The sequence below is a fragment of the Microcoleus sp. AS-A8 genome, from assembly GCA_039962225.1.
Taxonomy (GTDB): Bacteria; Cyanobacteriota; Cyanobacteriia; order Cyanobacteriales; family Coleofasciculaceae; genus Allocoleopsis.
This window is the reverse complement of record JAMPKV010000008.1, coordinates 179,117-204,692: the sequence shown is the minus strand read 5'-3', so window position 1 is coordinate 204,692 and position 25,576 is coordinate 179,117. Positions and strand designations below refer to the sequence as shown.

The following is a 25,576-nucleotide window of genomic DNA, read 5'->3' as shown; positions in this document are numbered from 1 at the left end:
ATCTTGAAACTAGCGAGTAATCCTCAATCACATGAACTAAAACAAAAAATATCGCTGCGCCATGGGTAAAACCGTCGCGGGTTCGCAGGTGAGTAATTCCCCATCCGCCCTAACTTCGTAAGTTTCCGGGTCTACTTCCATCTGAGGCAAGGCATCATTCAGCTTCATATCTCGTTTACTCAACTGCCGCGTATTAGACACCGCCACTGCTGATTTTTGCAATCCAAGTTGTTGAGGAATTCCCTGTTCTAATGCTGCTTGAGAAACAAAGGTAAGAGATGTTGCTGCGATCGCACCGCCAAAACTACCAAACATCGGGCGCATGTGCACAGGTTGAGGTGTGGGAATACTCGCATTCGCATCGCCCATTTGCGCCCACGCGATCGCACCACCTTTAATCACAATCTCCGGTTTCACCCCAAAAAACGCCGGACGCCACAAACATAAATCCGCTAACTTGCCTTCTTCCACTGAACCCACATACTCAGCAATACCGTGTGCGATCGCCGGATTAATCGTGTACTTAGCAATGTACCGCTTCGTCCGGAAGTTGTCTGACCTCTCCTCCTGCCCCTCTAGACCCCCCCTGTCCCCCGTTTTAAGGGGAGTTAGGTTCCCCCGTTGCACCTTCATCTTGTGCGCCGTCTGCCAAGTGCGAATAATCACCTCGCCCACTCGTCCCATTGCCTGGGAATCCGACGAAATCATACTAAATGCGCCCAAATCATGCAGAATATCTTCCGCCGCAATCGTTTCCCGCCGAATTCTCGATTCTGCAAACGCCACATCCTCTGGAATTCCCCGATCTAAGTGGTGACACACCATCAACATATCCAGGTGCTCTTCTAGGGTGTTGAGGGTGTAGGGGCGAGTCGGGTTGGTGGAAGACGGCAATACATTCGCTTCCCCGCATACTTTGATAATGTCTGGCGCGTGACCCCCGCCTGCACCTTCTGTATGGTAGGTATGGATCACACGGTTTTTGAAAGCAGCGATCGTCGCTTCGACAAACCCCGCTTCGTTGAGGGTGTCGGTGTGAATTGCCACCTGCACATCATATTGATCCGCCACCGTCAGACAAGTATCAATCGCGGCTGGCGTCGTTCCCCAGTCTTCGTGTAGCTTCAACCCCATCGCCCCCGCCCTGACTTGTTCCTCCAAGGCTTGAGGTTGGCTACTATTACCCTTACCCAAAAAACCGAGATTCACGGGAAACGCATCAGCCGCTTGTAGCATTCGATACATATTCCAGGGACCAGGGGTGCAGGTGGTGGCATTGGTGCCGGTGGCAGGGCCAGTCCCACCGCCTATCATTGTGGTGATACCGGATGCGATCGCCACTTCAATTTGCTGGGGGCAAATAAAGTGAATGTGGGCATCAATTCCCCCAGCCGTAAGAATCATCCCTTCCCCCGCCACCGCTTCCGTACCAGGGCCAATAATGATATCAACGTTGTCCTGAATATAGGGATTTCCCGCTTTGCCAATTTTGAAAATCTTGCCGTCTTTAATCCCAATATCTGCCTTAACGATGCCCCACCAGTCGAGAATCAGGGCATTAGTAATCACCAGATCAACGGCACCATCGGCGTTGGATATCGGGGATTGTCCCATACCATCCCGAATTACCTTACCGCCGCCAAACTTCACCTCATCGCCGTAGGTGGTGTAGTCCCGTTCCACTTCGATGAACAGTTCCGTATCCGCCAGACGGATGCGATCGCCTACCGTTGGCCCAAATGTTTCCGCATAAGCGCGGCGATCCATTCTGTAACTCATAAATCCCCCTCACACCCATTTGGATTTTAGATTAGACGCGATCGCCACAAAAGAATAAAAATTCTTCTCCTCCGACGCCCGACGCTTCCTAATCCCTAATTTAGGGATACAATTTCAAATCCCTCAAACGTCATCGAGAAACCATTCCCATCCGGAGAGGCACACATGACCCCCACCTTCACAGTCTCAACCGGGGTGAGATAAGCCAGACGCAGCATAGTATACTGCTGCCCATCTAGGGAGTATTGCACCTCTATCGCCGTACCCCGTCGAGTAACACGCAGCCAAAGAGAAGTGGGATGGTGGGGTACTGGTAAGACAGACCAATCCGAGTAATCTCTAGTTACTACAGCACTGACTTGTTGTACACCATTCACATATTCAATACCACACTTTAACCAATTGGCTTCATCCAAACGCACCATGATTCCCGCCTGATCGTACAACTCCTGATAGTCGCCACTCACCTTTACCTCAACTTTTAAAATTCTTTTTAAAGAACTATCCTAAAAATCTTTGTTTCTCAGTTTTAAATTAAAACGTTCTAATCCTGTCCATCTTTTAGCAAAAAATAGAAATAATAATTATTAATTTTTTGTTCAACTGTTTAGATAGCAGAAAATAGAGTCTGTTAAACAACGAATCAATAGCAGAGGTTGAGGCAACCATGGCGCGAGGCGATCAAATTTACTTAATGCAAGAGTTTCTCAGCCTTGAAGGTGTCTACGAGCATCATGGCATTGACTGTGGCGATGGCACCGTGATTCACCAACGCAAGCGAACGGAGACGATTGAGCGCACGTCTTTTGCTACCTTTATGAATCACTCCAAATCTAAGGTGTATGTGAGGAACTATCGAACCTGTTTTATCCCAGATGTGGTAGTTCAACGCGCAGAAAGTCGATTAGGTGAAAAGAACTACAATCTGCTATTTAATAACTGCGAACACTTTGCCACTTGGTGTAAGACGGGTGTGAGCGAAAGTCGTCAGGTGAAAAACTTTATTCCCGTAATTGCAAACCTTGATACTGATAGTTTGTCTGCCCCTATTTTCCTCGCGCTCAAACACTCTGATCGGGGTGAAGCGCTGCGATCGCTCCATGAAGCTTTAGCCACGATTAAGGGAACTTGGGATAATATCCAACCGGAGTATAAGCAAGCTGTTCAAGAAATTGACGCTTGGCAGCGAGTCGCCCAGCAAGCACTGAAACAAGGCAGGGAAGACTTGGCGCGTGAGGCTTTGAAAAAGAAACTTTTCTACAAAAAACGGGCGACTGAAGATCAAGCGAAGCTGGACAAACTCGCAACGATGACGGAAACGCTCATCCGTAATCAGACGGCTTTGCAACAGATTCTCTAAATTCTTTTTCAGGCTTAAGTATCCAGCCGACCATTAATTCTGCCGTTGAAGCCGTAAACTTGACGCATCCCCGTAAACGGTACTAACGTCACGTCCCGTTCATCTCCCGGTTCAAAGCGGACGGCTGTTCCGGCGGGAATGTCTAACCGCATTCCTTTGGCTTGTTCTCGGTCAAAGTTTAGTGCTTCATTGGCTTCGTAAAAATGAAAATGAGAACCCACTTGAATAGGGCGATCGCCTGTATTCGCCACCTGCAATTGCACGGTGGGACGCCCTGCATTGAGTTCAATGTCTCCCTTTTGGGTGATGATTTCTCCAGGAATCATGCTATTTCCGTCTCAACAAAGTTACTCTCACCATCCGATTTGAGGGGTGAGTTTTTTGCTCAATCACAGAACTCACTGAAGACTCCGAGCAACAAGAGTGTGTTGTGCCAATTTTCAGATTGTCCAATCACCTTCAAGTTAGGCCACTAGGGATTTATCTCTTAATTTACACAATCTTTATTTTCTAGCTACTGATTGAGTATTCAAACATATGTTAGTAATTGTATACAGCTTCATTAAGTTTTATTGCAATGGATATTCTCAAAAGCCTAGTCGGTAATTTAGCTGTCGTTAGATATTTAGTCCTTAACGGAAGAAAATACAGACCCTGCGACCTGGAAAGACTCTTACATACGATTGATGAATGTTTGGAAAAACCGGAAAATCTCTCAATTGATGAAATCCAAGCCTTTCAGCACTCTGTGGCGGATTGTATCAACAGCCTGGAGGCTCTCAGAGAGCAGGAGGCAAAATCTCAAGCACAGATACAAGAGATTGACGCTCTGATCGAACGACTTCATCAAATTATCGACCGATGTAGGCGACTACAAGAAGTAGAGCAGTTAGTCTTACGAATTATGCTAACTGTAAAGTTATATGGATAATATCTAACGAATCGGGTCATGCACTGTCACCAGTTTGGTGCCATCCGGAAATGTCGCTTCCACCTGGACTTCATGCACCATGTCTGGCACACCTTCCATCACCTCATCCCGTGTCAGTAAGGTGGTTCCATAACTCATTAAATCCGCAACAGTACGTCCATCCCTCGCGCCTTCTAAAATTGCCGCAGAAATGTAGGCAATGGCTTCTGGATAGTTGAGTTTTAAGCCTCTGTTTTTGCGTCGTTCTGCTAGGAGGGCGGCGGTGAAAATGAGTAATTTATCTTTTTCTTGTGGCGTCAGTTGCATAGGGATTGAAGGTTTTAAGGTTAAAAGTTAAAAGTTTGAACGTTCAACTCTTTTGCCAGACTCGTGGTGGACAACTAGGACGTCCTAAAAAAGACAGGCGAAGTAGTTGCCAAACATCCGTAAACCAGTTTCTCACCTCTGAGGTCGAAGAACCCCGATATCGGCACAATAATCCTGACATGAGCTGAGTCACACCGGCTTCTCCTTGACGTTCCTGTGTTTCCCAAATTAATCTTGCTTTCTCGACAATCTCTGGAGAAACCGCTTGCCCCACCCAAGCCAGACTTGCCACAATTGGTTTTCCGGCTAAACCATGAGGACTATTCAGGATGTGTTCTCCCGCAGGTAGCCATTGCCGATCAATCCACAAAGGGCGTCCTTGCTGCCAGATTTCAGTATGCGATCGCCATTCTCCCTGCAAGAACCGTTCCCCCCTGGCACTGCGCCCAAAGCGTGTAATCTCCCATCCCAGCCAACTGGCTCCCGGTGCTAATTCTACCCGCAAATCTTGCTGATAAATGGCACCATTGAACACAATGGTTTCCTGAGGTAACCACTCTAAACAAGCAGCTTGATCGATGTGAATCTGGATCGTTTGTCTGGCTTGTTGTCCTTGGGGACAGGCAGGAGACTTCCCTTGACTGCCATAGATTTTACTCGCCGCAGCGGTTGTAATTAAGGCATGGGCGTGGGGAGAGAGGTGGATGGTTTGGGAGAGGCGATCGCCTCCTACCATTCCCCCAGCCGTATGCAACACCACACTATGACAAACCGCTGAACCCTCTGGATAAAACGATCGCTGCACCTTCAACGGTGCTTGCCCTTGGGCGTGAGTCAACTGAGTGCCGTTGTCATCATGGGCATAGACTAGCTGCAAGCTGCCATGCCACCCTGATAAACACACTTCCCCTTCTCCCCTCATCAGCTTCAGCTCTAACTTATCTACATCCTAAAGACTCACGAGTCGCCACACTTGTTTTGGAATTGACACCGGTTGCCCTAGCGCAGAGTTTTTTGATCTGAACACCATCTAAAACGGCATCTGTGAAGTCAGCCCCAGTAATGTCTGCCTCATCAAAGCGAGAACGTAGCATAATTGCTTCTGTCAAAACCGCATCGCTCAAATCGGCTCCTGTGAAGTCAGACAAATAAGCAATTCCACTGGTAAAATCTGCCCCATGCAGAGAAGCCTGCTTTAGGGTTGAACTGCTAAACACCACATTCCGTAAATCTGCATTATTAAAGTTGGTTTGCTCCAGATTGACGCTGGTAAACTCTTGCCCAATCAAGCTTTGACTGGAGAAATCCTTGCCCGTGAGTTCCCCCTTGCCAACGGAGCGAGAAATTGAAGAAGAACTGGCGGCTTGTGCCGATAAAGGGAAGAACAGCAGAATGACTGCCAACAGGAATGCCGCTAATGGCTGAAAGTACCTCATGATCATCTGAATTTTAGCGATTGCTTGACTTTTTTAACGATTCTTCAGGAATCTTCAGCTTCTTAGCTTACCTTAATTCCAGGATGAGTAACCTCATCGCCAATTTAAATGCACATCCGCTTAAAACGCTTCCAGAGAAATGGATTTCACCTGTTTAGCGCCTTGAGGTGGTGAAAAGTTGAAGGTATCAGATGCGATCACAGGATTCTCAACTCGACGCAAAATTTTTTCGTTGATCACGACATCTACATCTTCTGATTGGGTAATCATTTGTATCTGCTCCACAGTAGCCTGCTCAGGTGCAACCAGAGCGTTGATTGTATATTCTTTTTTGGGATCTGTGTACTCGTAAACATAGTAGTCTCGTCCTTCAAGAGTGCGTACACCACCCTTAATAGCAGCTTCTTCAGAACTCAGCATTTCTACCAAAGCTTCGCGAATATTCTGTTCTGAATTTGAACCTTGTCCCTTCATTGATGCAAATTCCGGTGCCATTTCTAAAAATAAAGAAGAGGACATCCCGATTAAAAATGAATCATTCGACTTATTAAAACTGGCGTAATCGCTGACAGCATATTGCTTTAAATCAGGGCGATAAATCCACACCTGTTTGCCATTAGAGACGACAATATATTGTCTTCTGTCAGAACTGCCTGGTGTCCCAAAAGTAATTTCTGAACGAAACTGCTGTGGAGATTGAGCAAGTGTTTTGATTTGTACAGGAACCGTGACTGTTGTACCCGATGATTTAGCTGTTAATTGCAGTTCAGACTCCGTTTGATAGCGCTCGCTTTTAACAAAATTGGCAACTGTTTTGGCTAAAAGGGCTAAATCGGGTTGATTACTTAGCTGGCTATTTGCTTCAGGGGCAGTTGTGTTATTAATAGAAGGTTGAGATTGTACCTGCACTGTTTGTGAGAGTTGAGCCTTAGCGACGGGAGGCAAGGCACTCAAAGCAAGGGTTACTCCCAGAATTGTGATAACTTGGGGAATCCATTTCTGCATCAGCTTATTTACCTGGAGTTGGCGAGTTGAGCATTACAAATTTAGCGTCCTCCTTGCGGCTTTGGGGAGGGTTCAAGCAGTGAACAGTGAGCAGTCAGCAGTTATAGCTGTCGCCATCCAGGTTAGGACAGATTTAACGGCTCAAACAACCACGTACCAGGAATAAACCTTCTGGCTTCTGCCTCCTCACGCTTTGATCCGGTGCTTTTTGCTATATCAGCTATCAGTTATCAGTTGTTCAGTAATTGGAATCAGGCGAGATCTCACCTGAGCCTGCTTGAGCGATCGCACCAGGCGTTGGGCTTGGTGTTTATATAAAGGGGCTTCCAATACCCCTGGTAAATTGTGCATCAAAGATCTAGCGGTGCTGAGGTCACAAGCGGAAATTCGGGCGATCGCATTTGCCCCCTCAAAAATCGCCTCTGGGTTCATCGCTTTCTCTACCAATACTCGCCAGCGTTTGGGCAGAATGCTCTTGAACCCTTCTTCAACACGTCGTAAACCCATACTGGTGGCTAAAACCACCATGCGATCGCCAATCGTTAAACGGATATCATCCGATGGCATAAACGTAGGTGTGTCTTCCCCTCTTTGGTAAAGCACCGGCACCACACCGTAGCCATAGGCTACCTCTGCCAACAGCAACCCATTGAGTGTATCACCCCTTTCAATTTTGTACTCCGTCACCAGAATGGTTTGGTCATCTAGGCGAAACAGGTTATCAATATTTTCCCCAAACGCCGCCCCCGCAAACGCTTCTGCTGCCAATGCATAAGCACACAAAACTTGGGCATCGGGCAACAACTGTGCCAAATTCTTACTCAATCCTTCCTCAAAAGTTCGGATGACTAAACCCCCTGCCGGATTCGCTGCATGTGCCATCAGCCCAACTTCTAGATTCAGCATCTCATCATCCGTTGCCACCAAAACGCTTTTTGCCGTAGGTAGATTTGCCATCTTCAAAGCTTCGGCAAAATTTCGCGTAATTACGGGGAGTTCCGGTAAAATGTTGGGGTCAAGCTCGGTATTGGTAATCCCCACCACCGATTGCTTAAATTCTTGCAACATGGCTGCCACTCCCTGACCGACGCGACCTAATCCAATCACCACCACATGGTCTTGTTGCGGCACGGGTGGACGGCGCTGTGAAAACTGGAATCTAGCACTTAAGAGCATTTCCGTGAGCAGTGCATACAACACTCCCACAAAAGCGGTGCCTGCCAAACCGAGTCCCAGACTGACCAACTGCAACCACCAAGGAACCGGAATCTGGAGGTCGAATCCGCCATATAAATCTCCAAATCCTCCCAATAGTAGGATTGCCGTTGTGTAAAAGGCGTTTGCTATGCTCATCTTGGGATAATTTAATAGATACAAAAGTGTTCCCAACAGCCATAGAATCAGCACGCTAATCCCACTGACAATTGCTACGCGCTGCACCTGACGCTGATAGGTGGATTGCCAGAATTGATGAAGCCTGCGTTTGAGATTGCGCCAATTGCAACTTTGCACAATGTCTTGCCAAATGAGCCTCCGTTCTCGCTTCGTCTCCGTGACGGGTTTCTCAGAACGGCTCAAAGATTCTTCGGTAACCTCAACGTAGACAAGGGTGTCTCCTCCTTGCACGCGAGCATTCGGTTCCCACTGATGAAATCCTGTCACCACTCTGGATGAGTTGGGTGTGTGGCTTAAAACCCGACGCGTGGTACTGTTGAGATCATGGATCAACCGTCTGCCAAACGGGTCGCCCGGTTGGATGTGACGCTTCACCACCCGCAGTTGATGTCCTTCTAGGTTGAAAAATCCCAAGGTCATGGTGCCCATCGCCGCCAGGGCAAACGCTGTCACAGGGAGCTGAGTCGGCTCGAAGGACACAAAATTCCCCAAGTGTTGACTCAACAGTTCATTGAGATTTTCTTTGGCGGAACGCACCACTAAGCGCGTGTGGGGATTCAATAGCCGTGCGGTAAAGGCGGCTTCTGTATTGATGCGTTCGCTACTGGTAACCAGGAGGACAGCCCGACACTGCTGTATCTTGGCCTGTTTTAAAACACTCTCTTGGCGGCAATCGCCGATGATTAAATCTTCTAATAAGTTGGGTATATCAGGAATCTCCCAGGTTTTGGGCTGCACTTCCTCAATGGCAATGATACTCACCCCAAATCCCTTAAGCGCGACAACACATTGCTGACCCAAACTGCCTAGCCCACAGACCAAAAAACGGTTTAGTTTAATTGGAGAGGCATGGGGTCGCTGCTGGGAATTCGCAGCCGTTTGCATTTTTCCCGCCATTTGTCAAGCTAATTTAGCTTCGATTATAGGCGAGGGTGTGGTACAAAACCTAGCTTTCAGGGCTATTTTTGGGGAATGTGGATGGAGAGTTGGGGTAGAGCGGGCGGCTCGTCGGACTTACACTAATTTACCATTGAGTCCTGAACCGATGGAGTATCTCCGTCAACTGTTAGAACGATGAGCATCCGCTGCCATTCGAGACGCGATCGCTCTTAAAATGTAAGCCAATCCCTCATGAGACAAAAGGCTCATCTGTGCAATGATATAATCGACGAGGTGGCTGTTTGTAGACACCAACACCAAACCGGATTCTTGACCCAACAGCCTCTGGACGATTTCAGCTTTTTCCTCTTTAGATAGGGTTTTAACCTGTTGCCACACAGGCTCTACACTGTTGTGACGCTCATTCACCTGCACTAAATCACTGTCGTACATCGCCCTAGCTCCTGAAATAACGGCGGAACTGAAGGGATTATAAAGGGGCAGGCTCTCGCTATGTAACCGTATATTTACGGAAAGAACAAATTTTCCAGAGCATTCGCCCTGAGTCAGTAAGTTGTATTAGTGTGCAACGCCCTGATGCCTGAGCCAGAATAGGTTGAGAACGGAAGAAACCAGGAGAGGCATCAGGGGTAGATACCAGTTCAGATTGAACAACACCAAGACAAATGGCAATTAACTATCCAATCATTGAAACCCAACTGAGGCTGATCCGAGCTTTACAAAAGGGATATGCTGAAGCCCTCGAAGCAGGAGATTGGCAAGCGGCCGATTACAGAGCGGCTCACTTACATAAATTGTGTGAAGGGCTGCACCATCTGAGTCAGTTGCTCGATAAGGGGCGCAGTGTCCCGGATACAGTAACACCAAAGAATAGAGATAACTGGCTCAACAGTATACGTTCTGCCCCAACCAATCTCTCCCTCGAACAACCGCTGATTGCGGGTAATCCGCCTGTGGCTTCACCACCTTCATTACCAGAGATAGAGCCTGATCAGCTAAACGATGAATGGCGCAATAGCTTTCAGCGTTCAATGTCAACATCGGTTGATGATCTGTAGTGTTGATATCGCTGATGTTGAAGTCGTTAAGGAACGACCCCACCGCCTAGGCAGATGGGGTTTCTAATTCCCCATCGGTTTTGCCCGTAGAATGGTATCTCTACTTCTTACTAAAGCAGCAAAACTAGATTAGGTGGTATTAGCTTCGGAAGAATTTAACGCTCTTTCCAACTGCTATTTCCTACTTCATCCTTTAATGATGTTGTATAGGCAAAGTTACCACAAATTCTGTTCCTTGGCCCAACTGCGAAATCACCTGGATTTTACCTTGATGTTTCTCCACAATCTGGTAGCAAATTGCCAGCCCCATTCCCGTTCCTTCCCCCACAGGTTTAGTGGTGAAAAACGGGTCAAATATTTTTTCTTTAATTTTTGGACTAATTCCCTTTCCATTATCCCGGATTCTCACCTCTAGTTGCTTGTCATTGACAAGTTTGGTCTGAATCAAAATCTGTGGTTCGCAGGATAATTGATGCTGAGAAAGCAGTTCGTCAATAGCATTACTAATGATATGCCAAAAGACTTGATTAAGTTGAGCTGGATAGCACTCAACCAAGGGTAATTTTTCATACTGATGGATGACTTTAATGCCCGGATTCAATCGGTGGTTTAAAAGCAACAAAGTATTGTTAATACCTTCGTTAATCTGCACCGATTTCATCTCAGCTTCGTCTAGGTGGCAAAAGTTACGCAACGATAGAATAATCTGTCGGATGCGTTCCGCTCCTGTGTGCATGGATGAAATAATTTTGGGCAAATCTTCCCCAATAAAATCAATTTCAACATCTTCTATCCTGTTTTTAATTTCAGGCACCGGTTGGGGATAGTACTGCTGATACAATTGTAGAATTTCGAGTAACTCTTGGGTATAGTCGTTGGCGTAGTTAAGGTTTGCGTAAATAAAGTTAACGGGGTTGTTGATTTCATGGGCAATTCCGGCAACCATCTGCCCCAAACTGGACATTTTTTCTCCCTGAATCAGTTGGGCTTGCGCTTGCTTCAACTCCCGAATTTGTGTGGCTACCTGCTGAATCAGTTGGTTGAGAGAAGTGGCTAAGACTCCAATTTCATCGTCGCTAGTAACAGGGGCTTGTAACTCAAAATTACTCTCTTGAGTGGCTTGCTTAGCAACCTTCGTGACGGCTTTGATAGGACGAGCGATCGCACGACTGGTATAAAGAGCTAAAGCCATAGCGATCGCCATGGATAGCACCATGCTCACAATAATAATGGTCAATCGTAAAAGCTTAGCTCTTCTAAAAGTAGCTCCGGCTTTCTTTTCTTGAACATCTGTAGAATCAACGAGAGCCTCTAAAGTTTGAGAGAGTTGTTCAACCCTTGCACCTTGCTTCCCATTGATAATCTCCTGTAAAATCTGATCTCTAGCTGCAATATCTTGCTGCGTTGGCTTAGGGATAGTTACTTTTTCTAAGAGTGACTCCAAAAGCTGAGTATACGAATCTACTTCCCGACCACAAACCTGCAAAAATGTTTTTAGGTCTGTTGCATAGTCTTCCGGAAGAACATGATAATCTTTTAAATTATCTTTAAGTAAAAAAAGTTGTGCATTTGCTTCAGCAATACTCGCTTTTAATTGCTTAATTTCTTGGGGTTTAAGGGCATTTCTTTGAGAAGCAATAATCAGTTGTTGCTGATTAAACTTTACGTGCCAAACCGCTTTTTCTAAATGATCGATTCGCGTATATCGTTGCTGGGCGATTCTAAATTGCTCTATACCTTTGTCATCATAATGCTCACCCACCATTAGCCCCACTCCGGTTCCCAGAATGGCGATACCAATAGATAAGATATACCCGGAACCAATTTTTTTGTGAATACTCCAATGACGAGTGATGTGAGTGAACCAGATTCCAGTTTTTGCTATAATATAAAACCTCAATCTTGAATTCGCTTCAAACGCCTTACCTTTGTGAGCTGGGTAGATACCAGAATCTGAGTAGTGCATAAAAGACAGTAAATCCAATAGGTTCATTTGTATTACCCGATGCCAAACACCAACCAGGAAAACCTTGCTGGAAAAACTTGTTGAGGTTTGCATCTTGAACTGGCGAGGCACTGATGGGATTTCTGCCCCTAGCGTCCTCAACTCTTGCTTGAGAAACCCGCTTGTTTCTAAGCCCTGTCAAGTATGAGTATACCTACCGGGTTATTGACGAGCGCCACCCAACAGCATGGTTTACTGCTTAAACTAACATCTAGCACTAGGCAAATGTAAAGATACTGTTACCTCGGCTGAATACACAAGGACTTCAGTCCACTAACGTGGACTTGCTCATAGGACGCCAGAGTTTAAACTCCAGGCGGATTTTGGCATGAACGAAAAATACTGCAAGACCTGTATTTAATGTTCAATTGTAGGAATCGAGAGCAATAATTTCAAGATTCAGATATCCGAATCCACCTGTAACTGAAGTACCGGATTGTCTGAGGACGTTAGTACGACTTTCCTCCAACTAGAATCAAACCGCTAAAAATCGTTGAATCACTTCATTGCTCAGTTCGCTGGTGGCTCCAGAGGCGACAATTCCACCTTTCTGCATGGCATAGTACTTATCCGCTTGCCGCACAAAATGTAGATGTTGCTCGACTAACAGGACAGAAATTCCTGTTGATTCCACAATGCGGCGGACAGCCGCTTCAATTTCTAGAATAATTGAAGGTTGAATGCCTTCGGTGGGTTCATCTAACACCAGTAATTGGGGACGTCCCATTAAAGCACGCGCGATCGCCAGTTGTTGTTGTTGTCCACCACTCAAATCACCCCCCATCCGAGAGAGCATGGTTTTTAAAACCGGAAACAGAGCAAAAATATCTTCGGGGATTTCCTCTCTACCGCTTCTTCCACTGCGACGTGATTCCAAACCCAGCAACAAATTTTCCTTCACTGTCAACCGAGGAATAATCTCCCGTCCTTGGGGAACATAACCAATGCCCAATCTTGCCCGCTTGTCGGGTGATTTATTCGTAATGGGTTCCCCTGCCAAAGTAATCGTACCTGTGCGAGGTTTGAGTAATCCCATCAGGGTTTTCAGCAACGTTGTTTTTCCCACCCCATTGCGTCCAATTAGGCAAACCATCTGCCCTGATGGAACACTTAAATCGACATCCCGGAGAATGTGACTTTCGCCGTAGTAGACATTGAGTCCAGAGATTTGCAGCATGAGCTGAGATGGGGATAGAGTAAGTTCAGAAGCGATCGCCTGATGGATTTGAGTCATTACCTTTACTTAACGGTTGAATTCCTTGTAGTCATTTTTATACCAACTGTTAGGCACACGATTTCATCCCATGTTGGCCGTTGTTTCCAGAGGTTCTCCCAGATACACCTCAATCACACGCGGCTCATTTTGCACTTCCTCAATACTGCCTTCATATAACACTGAACCCTCGTGCAGCACCGTCACCTTCCGCGCAATCTGGCGCACAAATTCCATATCGTGTTCAATCACCAAAATAGAATGACTTTCTGCTAGTGCTAAGAGTAAATTTCCAATATTTTCCGTTTCCTCATCCGTCAAACCCGCAACCGGTTCATCCACCAGCAATAAATCCGGCGATTGAGCCACTAACATGCCAATTTCTAAACGTTGCTTTTCCCCATGAGACAGCAATGCCGCAGCAAAATCAGCTTTAATTGTTAATCCAATTGTTTCCAGCAAACCTTTAACCGTATTTCGTTCAGCCGATGAAGGACGACCAAACAGTGCGGCAAAGACATTTTTTTGGCGATTACAAGCGATTTCTAAGTTTTCACGAACCGTCAGATTGAGGTAGACACGCGGCGTCTGGAACTTACGACCAATACCTAAAAGAGCGATTTGATGTTCAGACAAACGCCGCACATTTCGCCCTTTAAATAGCACGCGCCCCTGTGTCGGCTGCACCTTCCCGGTAATCACATCCAAGAACGTCGTCTTTCCAGCACCATTAGGCCCAATTACCACCCGTAATTCCCCAACATCCATATTGAAATTCAGGTTATTGAGCGCCTTAAAGCCATCAAAACTAACTGTTACATTCTCCGTTTCAATAATTTTTCCACTCATGTCATATCCAATCCCTTATTCCCGCAAAAATTACCTACTCAAATAACTCTTTCTCTCTTCTCTCAGCGCCCTCTGTGCCCTCTGTGGTACGTTAAATCCCTACTCCCTCCCCAGAGTCTCCCGCTCCCGCTGCACCTGTGGGTCTTCTTCCAGACTCGGATAAGTAATAACAGGCTTTGGGCGTCCCAGCCGTGCCAACCAATCAACCCCTTGAGCACGCAACCACCCCACAAACCCATCCGGTAGTACCATCACCACTAACAAAAACAAACCACCCTGAAAAAATAGCCAAATTTCCGGAAATTTCTCACTCAACAAACTCTTCGCAAAATTCACCACCAACGCCCCTAAAATCGCTCCCACTAAAGACGCACGTCCTCCCACCGCTACCCAAATCACCATTTCAATCGAAAACGCAATATCCATCGCCTTCGGTGAAATAATGCCAGTTTGCAGTGTATACATCGCCCCTGCCAAACCCGCTAAACCCGCAGAAATGGCAAATACCAAAACCTTAAAACTCGTGGGGTTATAACCTGTAAACCGCACTCGACTTTCATCATCTCGAATCGCAATCAGCAAATTTCCGAAGCGTCCTCTAGTCAACCAACGACACAGCGCATAAGCCGCGACGAGAAACAATATGGTGAGTGTATAGAAGACAAACTGTGTTTTCGGAGCATTCACATCTGCTCCCAATAAGGTTTTGTAGTTGGTCAGACCATTGGTACCATTGAAGAGTTTTTGCTGACCATTGAAGAAGTTAAAAAATACAATGGTTGCCGCTTGCGTGAGGATGGAAAAGTAGACCCCTCGGATGCGATTACGGAAGACTAAATAACCTAAAACGGCTCCTAATAACGAGGGAATTAAGAGAACAGCGATCGCCGCCAAACCAAAGGAATCAAACGGAGTCCAAAACCAGGGCAATTTCTCCACCCCGTAGAGATTCATGAACTCCGGCAACGTCCCAGCTTCTACCGGTGCTAATTGGAGATGCATTGCTAGGGCGTAACCCCCAAAAGCGAAAAAGATGCCATGTCCGAGACTTAAAAGCCCCGTATACCCCCAAATCAGGTCAATGCCGAGGGCGGCGATCGCTAAGGCTAAAAAACGCCCCATTTGGTTGAGGCGAACGCTGGTGAGGACAACAGGCATGAGGAAGATCAACAGCAGCGCGACAAGGGCAACAGCACCCACCTCAATCAGCAGTAACCGACGACGCCGATGTCGTCGGTCAATTCCTGGCATTTCCATTAGTGAATCATTAATCATTACTGATTAGTTATTAGTTAATAGCAGAAATAAGTTAGATAAAATATGGGCAAAATTTTGCCAAATCCTGCTTCCAGTCCACCGTCCCCAGTCCCTTAATTAAGCATCCACCGTGCGCCCTTTTTGAGGAAAAATTCCTCCCGGTCGCACCTGAAGAAACACAATAATGAGAGCAAATACGATGACTTTAGCCATGCTGGTGGAAGAAAAGAACGTTAACAAATCAGCTAGTAATTTGAACGGTTCCATAGTCAACAGGGGTGCAGGAATACTTGTAACCAGTACGCCTGAACCGATCAGGTAATTCGCCGTACCGATCGCGATCGCCGCCACAATACTCCCCACCAACTTGCCAACACCACCCACCACCACGACCATGAAGGTATCAACCACATAGTTCTGACCCGTATTCGGCCCCACAGAACCCAGCAAACTAATCGCACAACCTGCCACACCAGCCAACCCAGAACCTAGGGCAAATGTCAAGGCATCCACTTTTTGAGTGGGAATCCCCAAGCAAGAACTCATACTCCGGTTTTGCGTCACCGCCCGAATTCGCAACCCCCATGCCGAACGTTGCAAAAACAAGTAAATCGCCGCTACACAAAGAATCGTGAGGCCAATGATAAACAGTCGGGTGTAAGGCAGCGTCAGACCAAATATGGGCAAATTATCTTGTAGCCAACGAGGTGCTGTGACATTGACATTCTGAGCACCAAACCAAGGCTGAGTCACGGTAAGTTTGTAAGTTTGAGCCAACAATGTGCCAGTAGCCCAGGCAATGCCGAGTGATAGCGGTAGCATCACCGCTATCACCCAGTTACGCATCCTCTCTAGCTGCGGGGGGCGAGACAGAATCCAGAGCGCGCCAAAGAAGAATAGGCAAAACACAGCGAGACTAATGGCCAATACCCAGTTCACGCTTCGCACAAACTGTTGCAAAATGAGGCTGACTCCCCAAGTCGCTAAGAGAGTCTCTAAGGGGCGTCCATAAAGATATCGAATTACCCCCCGCTCCAAAATCAAACCCATCGCCGCCGCGACGAGAAAAGCCATTGGCAGGGCAACCAAGATATAGGTTTCAAACCACGGTTTTCCCAGCAAGTTGAAGCCATTTTGTACAACGAAGGTCGTGTAAGCTCCCAGCATCATCAACTCACCGTGAGCCATGTTAATCACGCCCATCAGTCCAAAAACAATGGCTAATCCTAGCGCTGAAATTAATAAAACAGCGCCAATACTAAGGCCATTAAATAGGCTATCAAACAATGCTGCTATCACGCCCTTTCTCCAAAAGTTTTAGATTTTAGATGTTGGATTTTAGATTTGGTTTCACATCTAAAATCCAAATCCTTTACAAGCTAAAGTTCTTAACTTACTTTAAATTTGCCGCCTTTGTTTGGATCAGACCAATCGCAGCCAAAGCCTTTCGTTTCCGCCACAAATTGATTCCAGGGCACGGGTGCAACCGCTTTGTCCGTGGAATTAACAATCTTAAATAGACCATCCTCCCCAACTTCGCCAATCCGCACAAACTTAGCGAGGTGATGGTTATTTTCCATAGTTACCTTCCCTTGTGGAGCCTCAAAGGTTTGACCCAAAGCTGCTTTCCGCACGGCTTCGATATCCGTTGTCTTCGCTTTTTCAACGGCCTGCTTCCAGATGTAAACCGCTATGTAGGCAGACTCCATCGGGTCATTGGTGACACGGCTTTCACCATACTTTTTCTTAAAGGCTTCAACAAACTTTTTATTGGTTGGATTATCGACGGTTTGGAAGTAGTTCCAAGCCGCATAGTGACCTTTGAGATACTCTGGGCCGATGGCTTTAACTTCTTCTTCGGCAATACTGACAGACATGGTGGGATATTTGTCTGGAGTTAAGCCAGCGCCTTTAAGCTGTTTAAAGAAGGCTACATTGCTATCCCCATTTAGGGTGTTGTAAATCACGCCCCCATTGGGCAAAGCCGCTTTGATTTTACTGATGATCGGTGTAACTTCGGTATTCCCTAGGGGTAAGTAGTCTTCACCGACTGTCTTGCCACCTTTGGCTTGCAATTGCGCCTTAATAATGGTGTTGGCAGTCCGGGGGAAAACGTAGTCTGAACCTACGAGGAAGAACTCTTTACCCTTATTTTGCAAAAGCCAATCTACTGACGGCTCAATTTGCTGGTTCGGGGCAGCACCTGTGTAGAAAATGGTCTTGGAACACTCTTGGCCCTCATACTGTACGGGGTACCAGAGCATGTGGTTTTTCTCTTCAAAGACCGGCAGCACGGCTTTACGGCTAGCCGAAGTCCAGCAGCCGAAGATAGACACTACCTTGTCTTGGTCAATGAGTTTTTTCGCTTTCTCGGCAAAGGTGGGCCAGTCAGAAGCACCATCTTCTTTGATGGTCTCGATCTTTTTACCCAGCACTCCACCGGCTGCATTGATTTCATCAATCGCTAGTAATTCAGCATCCACGACGCTTTGTTCACTAATCGCCATCGTGCCGCTGAGGGAGTGTAAAATCCCGACCTTGATTGTATCGCCGCTACTCCCGGCAGCTGCCACGGGTGATCCAGAAGCCGCTGGACTTGCTGCCGTTGTCGTGGGTTCATTGCTAGCGCAAGCTTTCAGGAGAATGCTGGTTCCCAAAGTTGCAGAGCCGTAGAGCAGAAATTTACGTCGTCCAAATCTCCTCACCATGCTTTATCTATAACCCCCTCTTAATTCTGCTTACTGATAGAGAGACACTTGCAGATAAGGTGTGATATTAGAGCGAGGTTACTCTGTTAATTGTTACCAATGATACAGAAACTCAAGATCTCGACATGACATCCTAACCAGTGCCCAGTCTTGACGCGGCATGGCATGGGGCTTTCCGGCGAATTAGCGAACAGGCATGAATCTGCTTTCTTATTTCGGGTTTCAATGAGCCTCTGTGAAGGCAAGGCCACTCAGTAGTCAATTATAATTGGCTCAACTTTAGACAGAGATTGGTAGTTAGACAGGGATTATGGGGGCTAGGTGATCGCACCACTGTCTACGTGCAGTTAAAACCAACCGACGCGATCGCTCTGTGCATTCTCACTTGCGATTAGCTTCGCTGGTGCTGAAAACAACATCGACAATCTTAAGGAAACAAGCCTAGACGAATCCATAGCTGCCGTGCCGTTACTTGTGCTTGGCTGTTCATTTCTAAACAAGCAATCGTTACTCTTCCAATGGGTGTTTTAGCCGCAAGCGTTCCAGAATCGCTGTCTACTTGGAAATGGTCGTCCCATTCATCTTGCCTTGGGTGAAATAGACGAACTTCAGTATCGGATTCCGGATCGATGCCACTGATACGAGTTCCCTTACGAAGATTGCAGGAGCGACAGGCAAGAGCTAGATTGGATTCGGCATCAGCGCCGCTTCGGTAAAGGGGTATGATATGTTCGACTTCAAACGGGAAGTTGAAGACGAGTTCTGGAGCATTACAGTATTCACAGCGATGAGTAGCACGGTCGGCGACTAGAGTATAGAAAGGGTTCATTGGCTAAGTTGCTGCACCAAAGCTGCGGTTCGGGCTGTGGCTGCTTTCAATTCAGCTTCAACTAGTCTATCTAGCTCTGCTTGTTGTTCTGGAGGTAGCGTTTGTCCTTCATCGCGTGCTGTTCGCCACAGATTCATCAAGTCAGATAAACGCTTTTGCTCAAAGGCACTAAAAAACCAGTCAGGACTAAAACTCTGGATAATCAGTAGGGTGCTGAATTCGCCGCCTTCTAACTGGGCAGTTAACGCATCTAGCGCTTCACCTGCGGTTTTACCTGTTGATTGCTTATCACCTGCAACTGCTCGATAAATCCTCTCACCACTCGCATCGGATACGGGCAAGATAGCGACTGTAGTCATGTCCAAACCTTTGGAGTCTCTTGCTCACCAATTATAGTTGGCTCAATTTTAGACAGAGATTGTTGGGGTTAATGCTGGCGATCGCACCAGTGCCTACATGCAGCTAAAACCAACCGACGCGATCGCTCACGGACAACTGGCGAACCTGCTCTTGAAGTTCTTGCAGGGACATAGGGGTACTCCAACCTATGCTGGTGTTTGAATTCTAGTATGAGCGATCGCACACTCTGTGCATTTTTAATTGTGATGAATTGTCTGTTCTTGATCGCGTGCTGTTCGCCACAGATTTATCAAGTCAATGGGCTTATACTAATAAGTTATACCTAGTCATATACGCCAAAGCTCATAAAATGCTTTATGAGCCATTGATTTAGCTCTATCCCTGATTTCTTTTTCAGTCCACTGATTGGCATTTAATAAATCAGAATCAAGAGGATAACCTTTATTAACCAAAATTTCGATTTTCTTTGTAAAGTCTAGATTTTTTAACACTTCACTATTTGTTTCTCTGTCTACAAGTATTAAATTACCTATACTTCCAACTACATCTTCATTACATTCTTTAGACTGTGGTAGTATATGCTCGATGCTGGTTAATTCATAATCTATAGGTAAGCCATTAATATTTTTTCCCATGAAGCGACTTAGTATATAATTGATAATCTTTCTATTTCTAGTCTTGCTTTTTGTATAGATAAGATTTGCAAATTCTATTTCAAATTCTTCAAACTCCGGTAATTTAGATTTAAGGCTTCCACTTAAAGATGAAAAGATGGACTGAATTTTGTCATGGTTATTAGTTTTAGTAAGATCTCTAGCATGTCTATAATAGAGAGTGGATATTGAGCCGGAGGAATGTTGAGAGGTTATTCTATTAAACACGAAGTGAAATGATTCAATCTTCAATATTATTTTTAATAAAGCTCTCAATGTTAGCTTTTGCTCTCTATACGCTCTAATAAGAGATAGAACCATTGGCATTTGCTGCTTGACATTCAATAGATTGAATGACTGCAAACATTCTTTCAGTTCATTTTCTTCTGGAGTCCATGAATAATTACTTGGGTTCCTTATGGAAGCATAGTAATCAGCATTTTTTTGAAATTCAACTAACAAGAAAAGAGCTAACTCGGAAGTAGTAACATATTCTTTAATTTCACCGAATAACTTTTTCTCAGTAGTATCTCCATATTTTGAAAGCCAATGATGGTGCAGAAAAGATTCCATCTCATTTTCTAATCCATAGTCATCAAATTTTTCTAAAATTTTATTCCATATGATTTTAGAGTTGTCTAACGTTTTATTTGAAGACTTTACTTTTTTGAGTAATAGGTTCTTAACTAAATCAGGGGTAGTTAGATCTTTCCCTCTAGTATTTAGAGTTTCAAAAATTAAGTAAGCATCATCTTCATTATCTAATTGAATAAAAACCAGCTTCAGCGATAAAATTTTATTTCTTATAGTTTTGAGACTATCTATTACAGCAAGCCTACTTTCATCAGGGAAGTCAAGTTGTGCATCTATTTCTTTGTATTTTGGAATTAAAGGAGAAAGCTTTTCGTTTATTAATTCAAATGCATTCTTAAGTTTCAATTCTTCATGTCCTACTGTACAATCAACCTTTGCTCCTTCAAAACTTTGGATATGATCTTGTAAATATGGAAATGAAGTTTCAGTGTTGAGAATAAATTCATTGACATTATCTATGTTTGCTTTTTCAATATAGTTATGAACACCTCTTGAAAGGTTTACTTCACCAAGCCGAAGAAAAGCATTTCGTATGGCAGCGAGCATTAATGTAATGGTTGTTAATCTCTGTTGACCATCTACTATTCCAAAGTATGGCTTTTCTATTTGATAGACCACCATCGAGCCAATAAAATATTGCTCATGTTCTTCAATAACAACATCATCCCAAAAATTTTTTACTTCTTCTTCAGTCCAAGAATAAGGTCTTTGAAATCTTGGTATCTTGAAATATCCCAGAGAAAAAATATCCTGAATTTCTTTATCATTTGCTTCAATTTTCATTAGGATTTCCTCCCTACCTAGTGATTCAACTACACTTTCATAGAGTCGAATTAACTCTATGTAGTCTAGTGATGCCAACCTGGAACAGGCTTGACCCTTATTGTATGCCTCCTAGCGTGAGACAGACATAAGGTAATAGCGTTGATGCATCTAGCAGCTTATTGCAGAAATCCTGATACTACCTGCGGTAAAGGCTTGGGCTTCTCAATCGATGTCGTCAGGTAAGTCATCAATCGACATTCCAACTTGTTCGAGAAGTTCTTTCAATCGTTTGATTTGCCCTAGAGAAAGCTTCAGTTGGTGTGCGCCTCTTTCATGATTGCCAATCGTTTTGCGGGTTATTCCCAATTCGCTAGCGAATTCTTCTTGAGTCATCCCTAAACGTTCACGCACTTGCTTGAGACTTGCCAAATTGGGGTTGCTATTTGAGTTTCTATCGTTTGCCATCTTACCTACCGATCAGTTGATGGCTTCTCAATCGATATCATCAGGTAAGTCATCAATTGACATTCCAGCTTGTTCTAAGAGTTCTTTCAATTGTTTGATTTGTCCTAAGGTAAGTCTGAGTTTGTGTTCCCCTCTTTCGTGACGCCCTATTGTTCTGGGTGTTGTCCTCAGTTCACGAGCAAATTCTTCCTGGGTCATATTTAGACGTTCACGAACTTGTCTAAGAGTTGGCAAGTTAGGGTTGCTATTCCGATCCTGATCGTTTACCATCTTACCTAGAAAAGGACAAGTTGTCCTTTCACTGACAACAAAAATAACGGGGAAACGGCTAGAGGAAGTTTCCCTGTGTCTCTATGGGTAGTTTCTCATACCAGGCAAGTCCGCCAAGAGTTAAAACTCCTGGCTCATAGATCAAGTCCACTTAAGTGGACTGAAATTCTGGTGGATAAATAAGTGAACTAAGGAGGTGACGCCTAAACGATTATCAGGAAATCACTCGCTCGTACTGTTCTAAGTCTTTCATGAGAAACAGGCGATCGCTCCTTTGGCAAAGTGTATGCGATCGCCCCTCTCTAATTAATAATCACACCAATAATAGCAATGAAACATTCTCAATGGCTTCGCCTCAAAGCAGAGGCGGACAGGATTGTTGCAGCCTTAAGAGCTGACGGTTTCCAGTGCCGTAAGCACACACAGCGCTTGTCTTGGCACTTTCGCAAAGATACAGTTTCCTATACCCTGGCTTGGCTACCCGCGCCTGTCGCTGACTGGAGCCTATTACCCAACGATGGCACCCCACAGCGAGAGCAACTTCTATCACAGATTCACTCTATCTTGGAGCATCGGGGCTGTGGTCGGATTGTAGAAACGCACCCTGGCACATCTGTGCAAAGTTCTCCTGCTCAAGGCGATCAGCTTTGCGCTGGTGCCGTTCGCGTAGCGTCTCGAACAGAAGGCGATCGCATCTGGAATCAACAGAATTACCCTTGGACACTGGTGAGGCTCTTGCCAAACGCTCAACACTATACAGTCGGTCGCTTTTATAGCCGCGCCGAGGCAGAAAATCATAAGCGCTTTCTGGGAAAGTGGATGCCAGCAGCCGAATTCGAGGTCGTATTTGATGAGACAACAGTAACGGCTGATCATTGAGTGCGATCGCCCCTTGCCGTAAGTTAGGTTAACCTCAAGAAACCCAACATCCCCATTCGGCAAGGTTTCACTCAATTAGATAATGAACCGTAAGAGCGATCGCATCCGATACCAGCTTGAGCGATCGCGTAATCCATCAATTCACCTGATCGGATGAGCCAATGATAAAACTGGAAGCCCCAGACGTAGCGAATGCTCTCGTCTGTGGGTACTTCACTAGCTAGTGCAAGAAGGCAGAAGGCAGGAGGCAGAAGGCAGAAGGCAGGAGGCAGAAGGCAGAAGGCAGAAGCAACATTGCTTGTACAGTAAGCCTTATTGCCTTTGTCAACTGGATAGTTATTTCCGCCGCGCTGCACTAGTAAAATCCATGGGGTTCAAAGGCTTAGGCAATCTGCTGCTTGGTCAAGTAGGATGTTTCCAGTAGGCAGCTTGTCGGTCTGCCACAAGCACTAGGATGGAGGTGCGAGTCACCGTTTTCAGATAATTTCTGTTGTAGAGGCAAGTTTTCTGCTCTTAAGATACTGTCGGGTTGCTCCAAGCTTGTATCTCCTAACGCTGCGTCACCGAAGTACTGCACCAAGAGTTCAGTGGTTCGAGCAAAAGCGGTATTCAGCGAAAGTGGATCTGGCTGACGCCACTGCTCTACATCAGGTTCATGGTGAATGAAACGACCGAACAGCATCTGGCAATCCTGATAATACTTGCGTGTATGCAAGATGTGGTAATGCCAGACCCGATCGATTTCCTGAGACGGGACTAGCGGAGTGTGGGGATGCAGATACACTACAGATAAGAACATTTTGTAGCGGTTAATTGCCAATGTGGCTTGCTGGCGAGTCCACCCGGATTGCATGAGTCGCTTTTCGATTGACTCCAAGTCAAGCTGTTTTAGCTTTTGCAAGAAGGCTTGAGCTGACGAAGACAAAACTTGGTTTCCAACTGACATATATTAAACCCCTTAATCTCACCACGATCTAAACGCCGGACAGGTCGCTTGTGATAAATTTTGGCTGTGTCTCATGAAGTCTCTACTCCCCACTCCACAATGCCAGTCGCCTCAAGTCGGGAAACCCGCGCATGGCGCTGCTTCCTCAGGACTATTTTCCTGGGAGTTTTATGGCGCTATTGTCGGTAGCATCACGAAGTCGTAATCAAAACCCTTAGACTGAACTTGGACAATGACTGAGTGACTGATACGATCACCAGTGGAGGCAAATCTTACAGCACCACTGGCACCCTCAACGGTAAACCCCCCACTATGCAACGCTTGCTGTAAACCATCGCGACGCTGACTCTGCTGCAAGCCGGCAATCATCGCCTGCGTAGCATCATAAGCCGTAGCTGTGCGCCAGCTAACTTTGCCATGCCAGCGCTGACTCATCCTGTCTGCAAAAGACGGATTAACTTGAGGATGCCAAGGTGCGACGAGGGCTAACCCCTTGACGGCTTGCTGTCCGGCTTGTAAGGTTTTGACGGTATACATTGTTGGGCTGCTAAATAAAGCTAATTTGCCCTGATTTGCTCTAGCAACTGCGATCGCAGATTCTAAGCGATCGATGTGGGAAGCGATAAACAACCCATCTGCACCACTGCTAATAGCTTGAGTCACCGCCGCAGTCGGGTTAAAGTTAGGAGCTGATAAATCGCAAACGGTGGGAACTAATTGCCCTCCCTTGCTGACAAAAGCCGCCAAGAATTCATCTTTGAAAGAGACAGTATCGAATGCGTGGGAATCGTAACAAAACGCAATTTTAGTTTTGCGGGCAGTTTTAACCGCATAGTCGGCTAACGTTTCGGCCATGACTTTGGTAGTCGGAACGATGCGAAAAATATAGTTACCCAATCCAGAGAGGTTATTCGCAAAGGAGGTAGGGGTTATCATCACTAATCCCCCCTGTTGGTAGATAGGAGCAGCGGCGAGAGAGGCATTGCTGGCATTGTGTCCCACCACTCCCAGGACTTGCCGATCTTTGACTAACTCGCGAGCAACTTTTCGGGCAATTTCTGGGTCATTTTGATCGTTGACAATCTGGACTTGCAATTTCTGTCCATTAATGCCGCCATTTTGGTTAATTTCAGTCTGGGCTGTAGCCACTCCCCGAAGGATTTCTTGAGCCACGTTTAAGTTACTACCAATTGGCACGCTTACCGCTATCTTGAGAGCATTGTTTCCGGCTTGGGTGTTATTTAAGTAGATGAGCGCTTCCGGGTCATTCGGCTGCTGGAGGAGAGATTTTTTAAAAGATGCGCTCGCTTGTTGATAATCCCCCTTAGCAAAGGCTTCAATTCCTTTTTGTTTGTCGGGAGTCAACCTTTCTTGAATTAACAAACGATTCCCGATACTTCCCAACTCTGAGTCTGTTTTAAAAATACCCAGAAGGCGAGGAAATAAAAATAGACATAATCCTACTATAAAAATGTAGAAAATGGGAGGAATTCTGCGGGGTTGAGTTTTGACTGTTTGTGTTGTTTCCATAATAGTTTTAGATTGTTTTTCAAGTTCAATTGGCAGAGAAACGGTATTGATGCCATAAAGAAAGCCTATTAGAGACTTAAGAT

27 protein-coding genes are annotated in these 25,576 nt (G+C 45.7%); 4 read left to right on the top strand and 23 right to left on the bottom strand.

Annotation, left to right across the window (positions count from 1 at the left end; genetic code table 11):
* Nucleotides 1-36 precede the first annotated feature (36 nt).
* On the bottom strand, nucleotides 37-1,779 hold the full coding sequence (ureC, locus tag NDI48_14950) for an urease subunit alpha (protein ID MEP0832470.1): 1,743 nt from the start codon (nucleotides 1,777-1,779) through the stop codon (nucleotides 37-39).
* Between the two features lie 95 nt (nucleotides 1,780-1,874).
* Complete coding sequence (locus tag NDI48_14945; GenBank protein MEP0832469.1) at nucleotides 1,875-2,246, bottom strand: DUF1349 domain-containing protein; 372 nt, start codon at nucleotides 2,244-2,246, stop codon at nucleotides 1,875-1,877.
* Between the two features lie 200 nt (nucleotides 2,247-2,446).
* Between NDI48_14945 and NDI48_14940 the strand changes: the two genes are divergently transcribed.
* On the top strand, nucleotides 2,447-3,139 hold the full coding sequence (locus NDI48_14940) for a lecithin retinol acyltransferase family protein (protein MEP0832468.1): 693 nt from the start codon (nucleotides 2,447-2,449) through the stop codon (nucleotides 3,137-3,139).
* A 14-nt stretch (nucleotides 3,140-3,153) separates the two neighbouring features.
* Here the strand turns inward: NDI48_14940 and NDI48_14935 are convergent, their stop codons facing one another.
* Nucleotides 3,154-3,465: an urease subunit beta gene (locus tag NDI48_14935; GenBank protein MEP0832467.1), complete on the bottom strand. Its 312-nt coding sequence runs from the start codon at nucleotides 3,463-3,465 to the stop codon at nucleotides 3,154-3,156.
* A 251-nt stretch (nucleotides 3,466-3,716) separates the two neighbouring features.
* Between NDI48_14935 and NDI48_14930 the strand changes: the two genes are divergently transcribed.
* A complete protein-coding gene (locus NDI48_14930) occupies nucleotides 3,717-4,070 on the top strand; it encodes a hypothetical protein (GenBank protein ID MEP0832466.1) in 354 nt (117 codons plus the stop codon).
* A 3-nt stretch (nucleotides 4,071-4,073) separates the two neighbouring features.
* Here NDI48_14930 and ureA read toward each other — a convergent pair whose 3' ends face one another.
* The 6 genes from ureA to NDI48_14900 all read right to left on the bottom strand — a co-directional run bounded on the left by ureA (nucleotide 4,074) and on the right by NDI48_14900 (nucleotide 9,544).
* Nucleotides 4,074-4,376 (bottom strand): urease subunit gamma, encoded by a 303-nt coding sequence (gene ureA, locus NDI48_14925; protein ID MEP0832465.1) that lies wholly within the window; start codon nucleotides 4,374-4,376, stop codon nucleotides 4,074-4,076.
* Between the two features lie 43 nt (nucleotides 4,377-4,419).
* Nucleotides 4,420-5,298, bottom strand: coding sequence for an urease accessory protein UreD (locus tag NDI48_14920; protein ID MEP0832464.1), 879 nt, complete (start codon nucleotides 5,296-5,298; stop codon nucleotides 4,420-4,422).
* A gap of 16 nt (nucleotides 5,299-5,314) precedes the next feature.
* Nucleotides 5,315-5,818, bottom strand: coding sequence for a pentapeptide repeat-containing protein (locus tag NDI48_14915; GenBank protein MEP0832463.1), 504 nt, complete (start codon nucleotides 5,816-5,818; stop codon nucleotides 5,315-5,317).
* A 114-nt stretch (nucleotides 5,819-5,932) separates the two neighbouring features.
* Nucleotides 5,933-6,817 carry a hypothetical protein gene (locus NDI48_14910; GenBank protein ID MEP0832462.1) on the bottom strand — a complete coding sequence of 295 codons (885 nt, stop codon included), beginning with the start codon at nucleotides 6,815-6,817 and terminating at the stop codon, nucleotides 5,933-5,935.
* Between the two features lie 216 nt (nucleotides 6,818-7,033).
* The gene (locus NDI48_14905; GenBank protein MEP0832461.1) at nucleotides 7,034-9,109 is read right to left on the bottom strand and encodes an NAD-binding protein; all 2,076 of its coding nucleotides are present in this window, start codon (nucleotides 9,107-9,109) and stop codon (nucleotides 7,034-7,036) included.
* 162 nt (nucleotides 9,110-9,271) lie between these two features.
* Nucleotides 9,272-9,544, bottom strand: a complete 273-nt coding sequence (locus tag NDI48_14900; GenBank protein MEP0832460.1) for a hypothetical protein — start codon at nucleotides 9,542-9,544, stop codon at nucleotides 9,272-9,274.
* Between the two features lie 233 nt (nucleotides 9,545-9,777).
* Between NDI48_14900 and NDI48_14895 the strand changes: the two genes are divergently transcribed.
* Nucleotides 9,778-10,170 carry a hypothetical protein gene (locus NDI48_14895; protein ID MEP0832459.1) on the top strand — a complete coding sequence of 131 codons (393 nt, stop codon included), beginning with the start codon at nucleotides 9,778-9,780 and terminating at the stop codon, nucleotides 10,168-10,170.
* A gap of 193 nt (nucleotides 10,171-10,363) precedes the next feature.
* On the opposite strand, the gene NDI48_14890 is transcribed toward NDI48_14895, so the two are convergent.
* From NDI48_14890 to NDI48_14840, 11 genes are all read right to left on the bottom strand, one after another.
* The gene (locus tag NDI48_14890; protein ID MEP0832458.1) at nucleotides 10,364-12,229 is read right to left on the bottom strand and encodes an ATP-binding protein; all 1,866 of its coding nucleotides are present in this window, start codon (nucleotides 12,227-12,229) and stop codon (nucleotides 10,364-10,366) included.
* Between the two features lie 421 nt (nucleotides 12,230-12,650).
* Nucleotides 12,651-13,352 (bottom strand): urea ABC transporter ATP-binding subunit UrtE, encoded by a 702-nt coding sequence (gene urtE, locus NDI48_14885; protein MEP0832457.1) that lies wholly within the window; start codon nucleotides 13,350-13,352, stop codon nucleotides 12,651-12,653.
* Nucleotides 13,353-13,472: 120 nt separating this feature from the next.
* Nucleotides 13,473-14,237, bottom strand: a complete 765-nt coding sequence (gene urtD, locus NDI48_14880; protein MEP0832456.1) for an urea ABC transporter ATP-binding protein UrtD — start codon at nucleotides 14,235-14,237, stop codon at nucleotides 13,473-13,475.
* Between the two features lie 99 nt (nucleotides 14,238-14,336).
* A complete protein-coding gene (gene urtC / locus NDI48_14875; GenBank protein ID MEP0832455.1) occupies nucleotides 14,337-15,512 on the bottom strand; it encodes an urea ABC transporter permease subunit UrtC in 1,176 nt (391 codons plus the stop codon).
* A 99-nt stretch (nucleotides 15,513-15,611) separates the two neighbouring features.
* The gene (urtB, locus tag NDI48_14870) at nucleotides 15,612-16,793 is read right to left on the bottom strand and encodes an urea ABC transporter permease subunit UrtB (GenBank protein ID MEP0832454.1); all 1,182 of its coding nucleotides are present in this window, start codon (nucleotides 16,791-16,793) and stop codon (nucleotides 15,612-15,614) included.
* An 89-nt stretch (nucleotides 16,794-16,882) separates the two neighbouring features.
* Entirely contained in the window at nucleotides 16,883-18,202 is a 1,320-nt protein-coding gene (gene urtA / locus NDI48_14865) for an urea ABC transporter substrate-binding protein (GenBank protein ID MEP0832453.1), read from the bottom strand.
* Between the two features lie 427 nt (nucleotides 18,203-18,629).
* Nucleotides 18,630-19,031: an HNH endonuclease gene (locus NDI48_14860; GenBank protein ID MEP0832452.1), complete on the bottom strand. Its 402-nt coding sequence runs from the start codon at nucleotides 19,029-19,031 to the stop codon at nucleotides 18,630-18,632.
* Complete coding sequence (locus tag NDI48_14855; protein MEP0832451.1) at nucleotides 19,028-19,390, bottom strand: hypothetical protein; 363 nt, start codon at nucleotides 19,388-19,390, stop codon at nucleotides 19,028-19,030. The genes NDI48_14860 and NDI48_14855 overlap by 4 nt, the downstream gene beginning before the upstream one ends.
* A 327-nt stretch (nucleotides 19,391-19,717) precedes the next feature.
* Nucleotides 19,718-21,421, bottom strand: coding sequence for a DUF262 domain-containing HNH endonuclease family protein (locus NDI48_14850; protein ID MEP0832450.1), 1,704 nt, complete (start codon nucleotides 21,419-21,421; stop codon nucleotides 19,718-19,720).
* A 204-nt stretch (nucleotides 21,422-21,625) separates the two neighbouring features.
* Entirely contained in the window at nucleotides 21,626-21,868 is a 243-nt protein-coding gene (locus NDI48_14845; protein MEP0832449.1) for a helix-turn-helix domain-containing protein, read from the bottom strand.
* 27 nt (nucleotides 21,869-21,895) lie between these two features.
* Complete coding sequence (locus NDI48_14840) at nucleotides 21,896-22,138, bottom strand: helix-turn-helix domain-containing protein (GenBank protein MEP0832448.1); 243 nt, start codon at nucleotides 22,136-22,138, stop codon at nucleotides 21,896-21,898.
* 330 nt (nucleotides 22,139-22,468) lie between these two features.
* On the opposite strand from NDI48_14840, the gene NDI48_14835 reads away from it, so the two are divergent.
* Complete coding sequence (locus tag NDI48_14835) at nucleotides 22,469-23,017, top strand: hypothetical protein (GenBank protein ID MEP0832447.1); 549 nt, start codon at nucleotides 22,469-22,471, stop codon at nucleotides 23,015-23,017.
* A 71-nt stretch (nucleotides 23,018-23,088) separates the two neighbouring features.
* Here the strand turns inward: NDI48_14835 and NDI48_14830 are convergent, their stop codons facing one another.
* From NDI48_14830 to NDI48_14820, 3 genes are all read right to left on the bottom strand, one after another.
* Nucleotides 23,089-23,373 carry a hypothetical protein gene (locus NDI48_14830; GenBank protein MEP0832446.1) on the bottom strand — a complete coding sequence of 95 codons (285 nt, stop codon included), beginning with the start codon at nucleotides 23,371-23,373 and terminating at the stop codon, nucleotides 23,089-23,091.
* A gap of 26 nt (nucleotides 23,374-23,399) precedes the next feature.
* Nucleotides 23,400-23,963 (bottom strand): glycine-rich domain-containing protein-like, encoded by a 564-nt coding sequence (locus NDI48_14825; GenBank protein MEP0832445.1) that lies wholly within the window; start codon nucleotides 23,961-23,963, stop codon nucleotides 23,400-23,402.
* A 168-nt stretch (nucleotides 23,964-24,131) separates the two neighbouring features.
* Nucleotides 24,132-25,493 carry an ABC transporter substrate-binding protein gene (locus NDI48_14820; GenBank protein ID MEP0832444.1) on the bottom strand — a complete coding sequence of 454 codons (1,362 nt, stop codon included), beginning with the start codon at nucleotides 25,491-25,493 and terminating at the stop codon, nucleotides 24,132-24,134.
* Nucleotides 25,494-25,576 lie beyond the last annotated feature (83 nt).

Excerpts from the sequence above, each read along its gene's own strand:
- ureC (MEP0832470.1), bottom strand. The coding sequence starts at position 1,779 with ATGAGTTACAGAATGGATCGCCGCGCTTATGCGGAAACATTTGGGCCA.
- NDI48_14940 (MEP0832468.1), top strand. The coding sequence starts at position 2,447 with ATGGCGCGAGGCGATCAAATTTACTTAATGCAAGAGTTTCTCAGCCTT.
- NDI48_14935 (MEP0832467.1), bottom strand. The coding sequence starts at position 3,465 with ATGATTCCTGGAGAAATCATCACCCAAAAGGGAGACATTGAACTCAAT.
- NDI48_14930 (MEP0832466.1), top strand. The coding sequence starts at position 3,717 with ATGGATATTCTCAAAAGCCTAGTCGGTAATTTAGCTGTCGTTAGATAT.
- ureA (MEP0832465.1), bottom strand. The coding sequence starts at position 4,376 with ATGCAACTGACGCCACAAGAAAAAGATAAATTACTCATTTTCACCGCC.
- NDI48_14920 (MEP0832464.1), bottom strand. The coding sequence starts at position 5,298 with ATGAGGGGAGAAGGGGAAGTGTGTTTATCAGGGTGGCATGGCAGCTTG.
- NDI48_14915 (MEP0832463.1), bottom strand. The coding sequence starts at position 5,818 with ATGATCATGAGGTACTTTCAGCCATTAGCGGCATTCCTGTTGGCAGTC.
- NDI48_14910 (MEP0832462.1), bottom strand. The coding sequence starts at position 6,817 with ATGCAGAAATGGATTCCCCAAGTTATCACAATTCTGGGAGTAACCCTT.
- NDI48_14905 (MEP0832461.1), bottom strand. The coding sequence starts at position 9,109 with ATGGCGGGAAAAATGCAAACGGCTGCGAATTCCCAGCAGCGACCCCAT.
- NDI48_14900 (MEP0832460.1), bottom strand. The coding sequence starts at position 9,544 with ATGTACGACAGTGATTTAGTGCAGGTGAATGAGCGTCACAACAGTGTA.
- NDI48_14895 (MEP0832459.1), top strand. The coding sequence starts at position 9,778 with ATGGCAATTAACTATCCAATCATTGAAACCCAACTGAGGCTGATCCGA.
- NDI48_14890 (MEP0832458.1), bottom strand. The coding sequence starts at position 12,229 with ATGCAAACCTCAACAAGTTTTTCCAGCAAGGTTTTCCTGGTTGGTGTT.
- urtE (MEP0832457.1), bottom strand. The coding sequence starts at position 13,352 with ATGCTGCAAATCTCTGGACTCAATGTCTACTACGGCGAAAGTCACATT.
- urtD (MEP0832456.1), bottom strand. The coding sequence starts at position 14,237 with ATGAGTGGAAAAATTATTGAAACGGAGAATGTAACAGTTAGTTTTGAT.
- urtC (MEP0832455.1), bottom strand. The coding sequence starts at position 15,512 with ATGATTAATGATTCACTAATGGAAATGCCAGGAATTGACCGACGACAT.
- urtA (MEP0832453.1), bottom strand. The coding sequence starts at position 18,202 with ATGGTGAGGAGATTTGGACGACGTAAATTTCTGCTCTACGGCTCTGCA.
- NDI48_14860 (MEP0832452.1), bottom strand. The coding sequence starts at position 19,031 with ATGAACCCTTTCTATACTCTAGTCGCCGACCGTGCTACTCATCGCTGT.
- NDI48_14855 (MEP0832451.1), bottom strand. The coding sequence starts at position 19,390 with ATGACTACAGTCGCTATCTTGCCCGTATCCGATGCGAGTGGTGAGAGG.
- NDI48_14850 (MEP0832450.1), bottom strand. The coding sequence starts at position 21,421 with ATGAAAATTGAAGCAAATGATAAAGAAATTCAGGATATTTTTTCTCTG.
- NDI48_14845 (MEP0832449.1), bottom strand. The coding sequence starts at position 21,868 with ATGGCAAACGATAGAAACTCAAATAGCAACCCCAATTTGGCAAGTCTC.
- NDI48_14840 (MEP0832448.1), bottom strand. The coding sequence starts at position 22,138 with ATGGTAAACGATCAGGATCGGAATAGCAACCCTAACTTGCCAACTCTT.
- NDI48_14835 (MEP0832447.1), top strand. The coding sequence starts at position 22,469 with ATGAAACATTCTCAATGGCTTCGCCTCAAAGCAGAGGCGGACAGGATT.
- NDI48_14825 (MEP0832445.1), bottom strand. The coding sequence starts at position 23,963 with ATGTCAGTTGGAAACCAAGTTTTGTCTTCGTCAGCTCAAGCCTTCTTG.
- NDI48_14820 (MEP0832444.1), bottom strand. The coding sequence starts at position 25,493 with ATGGAAACAACACAAACAGTCAAAACTCAACCCCGCAGAATTCCTCCC.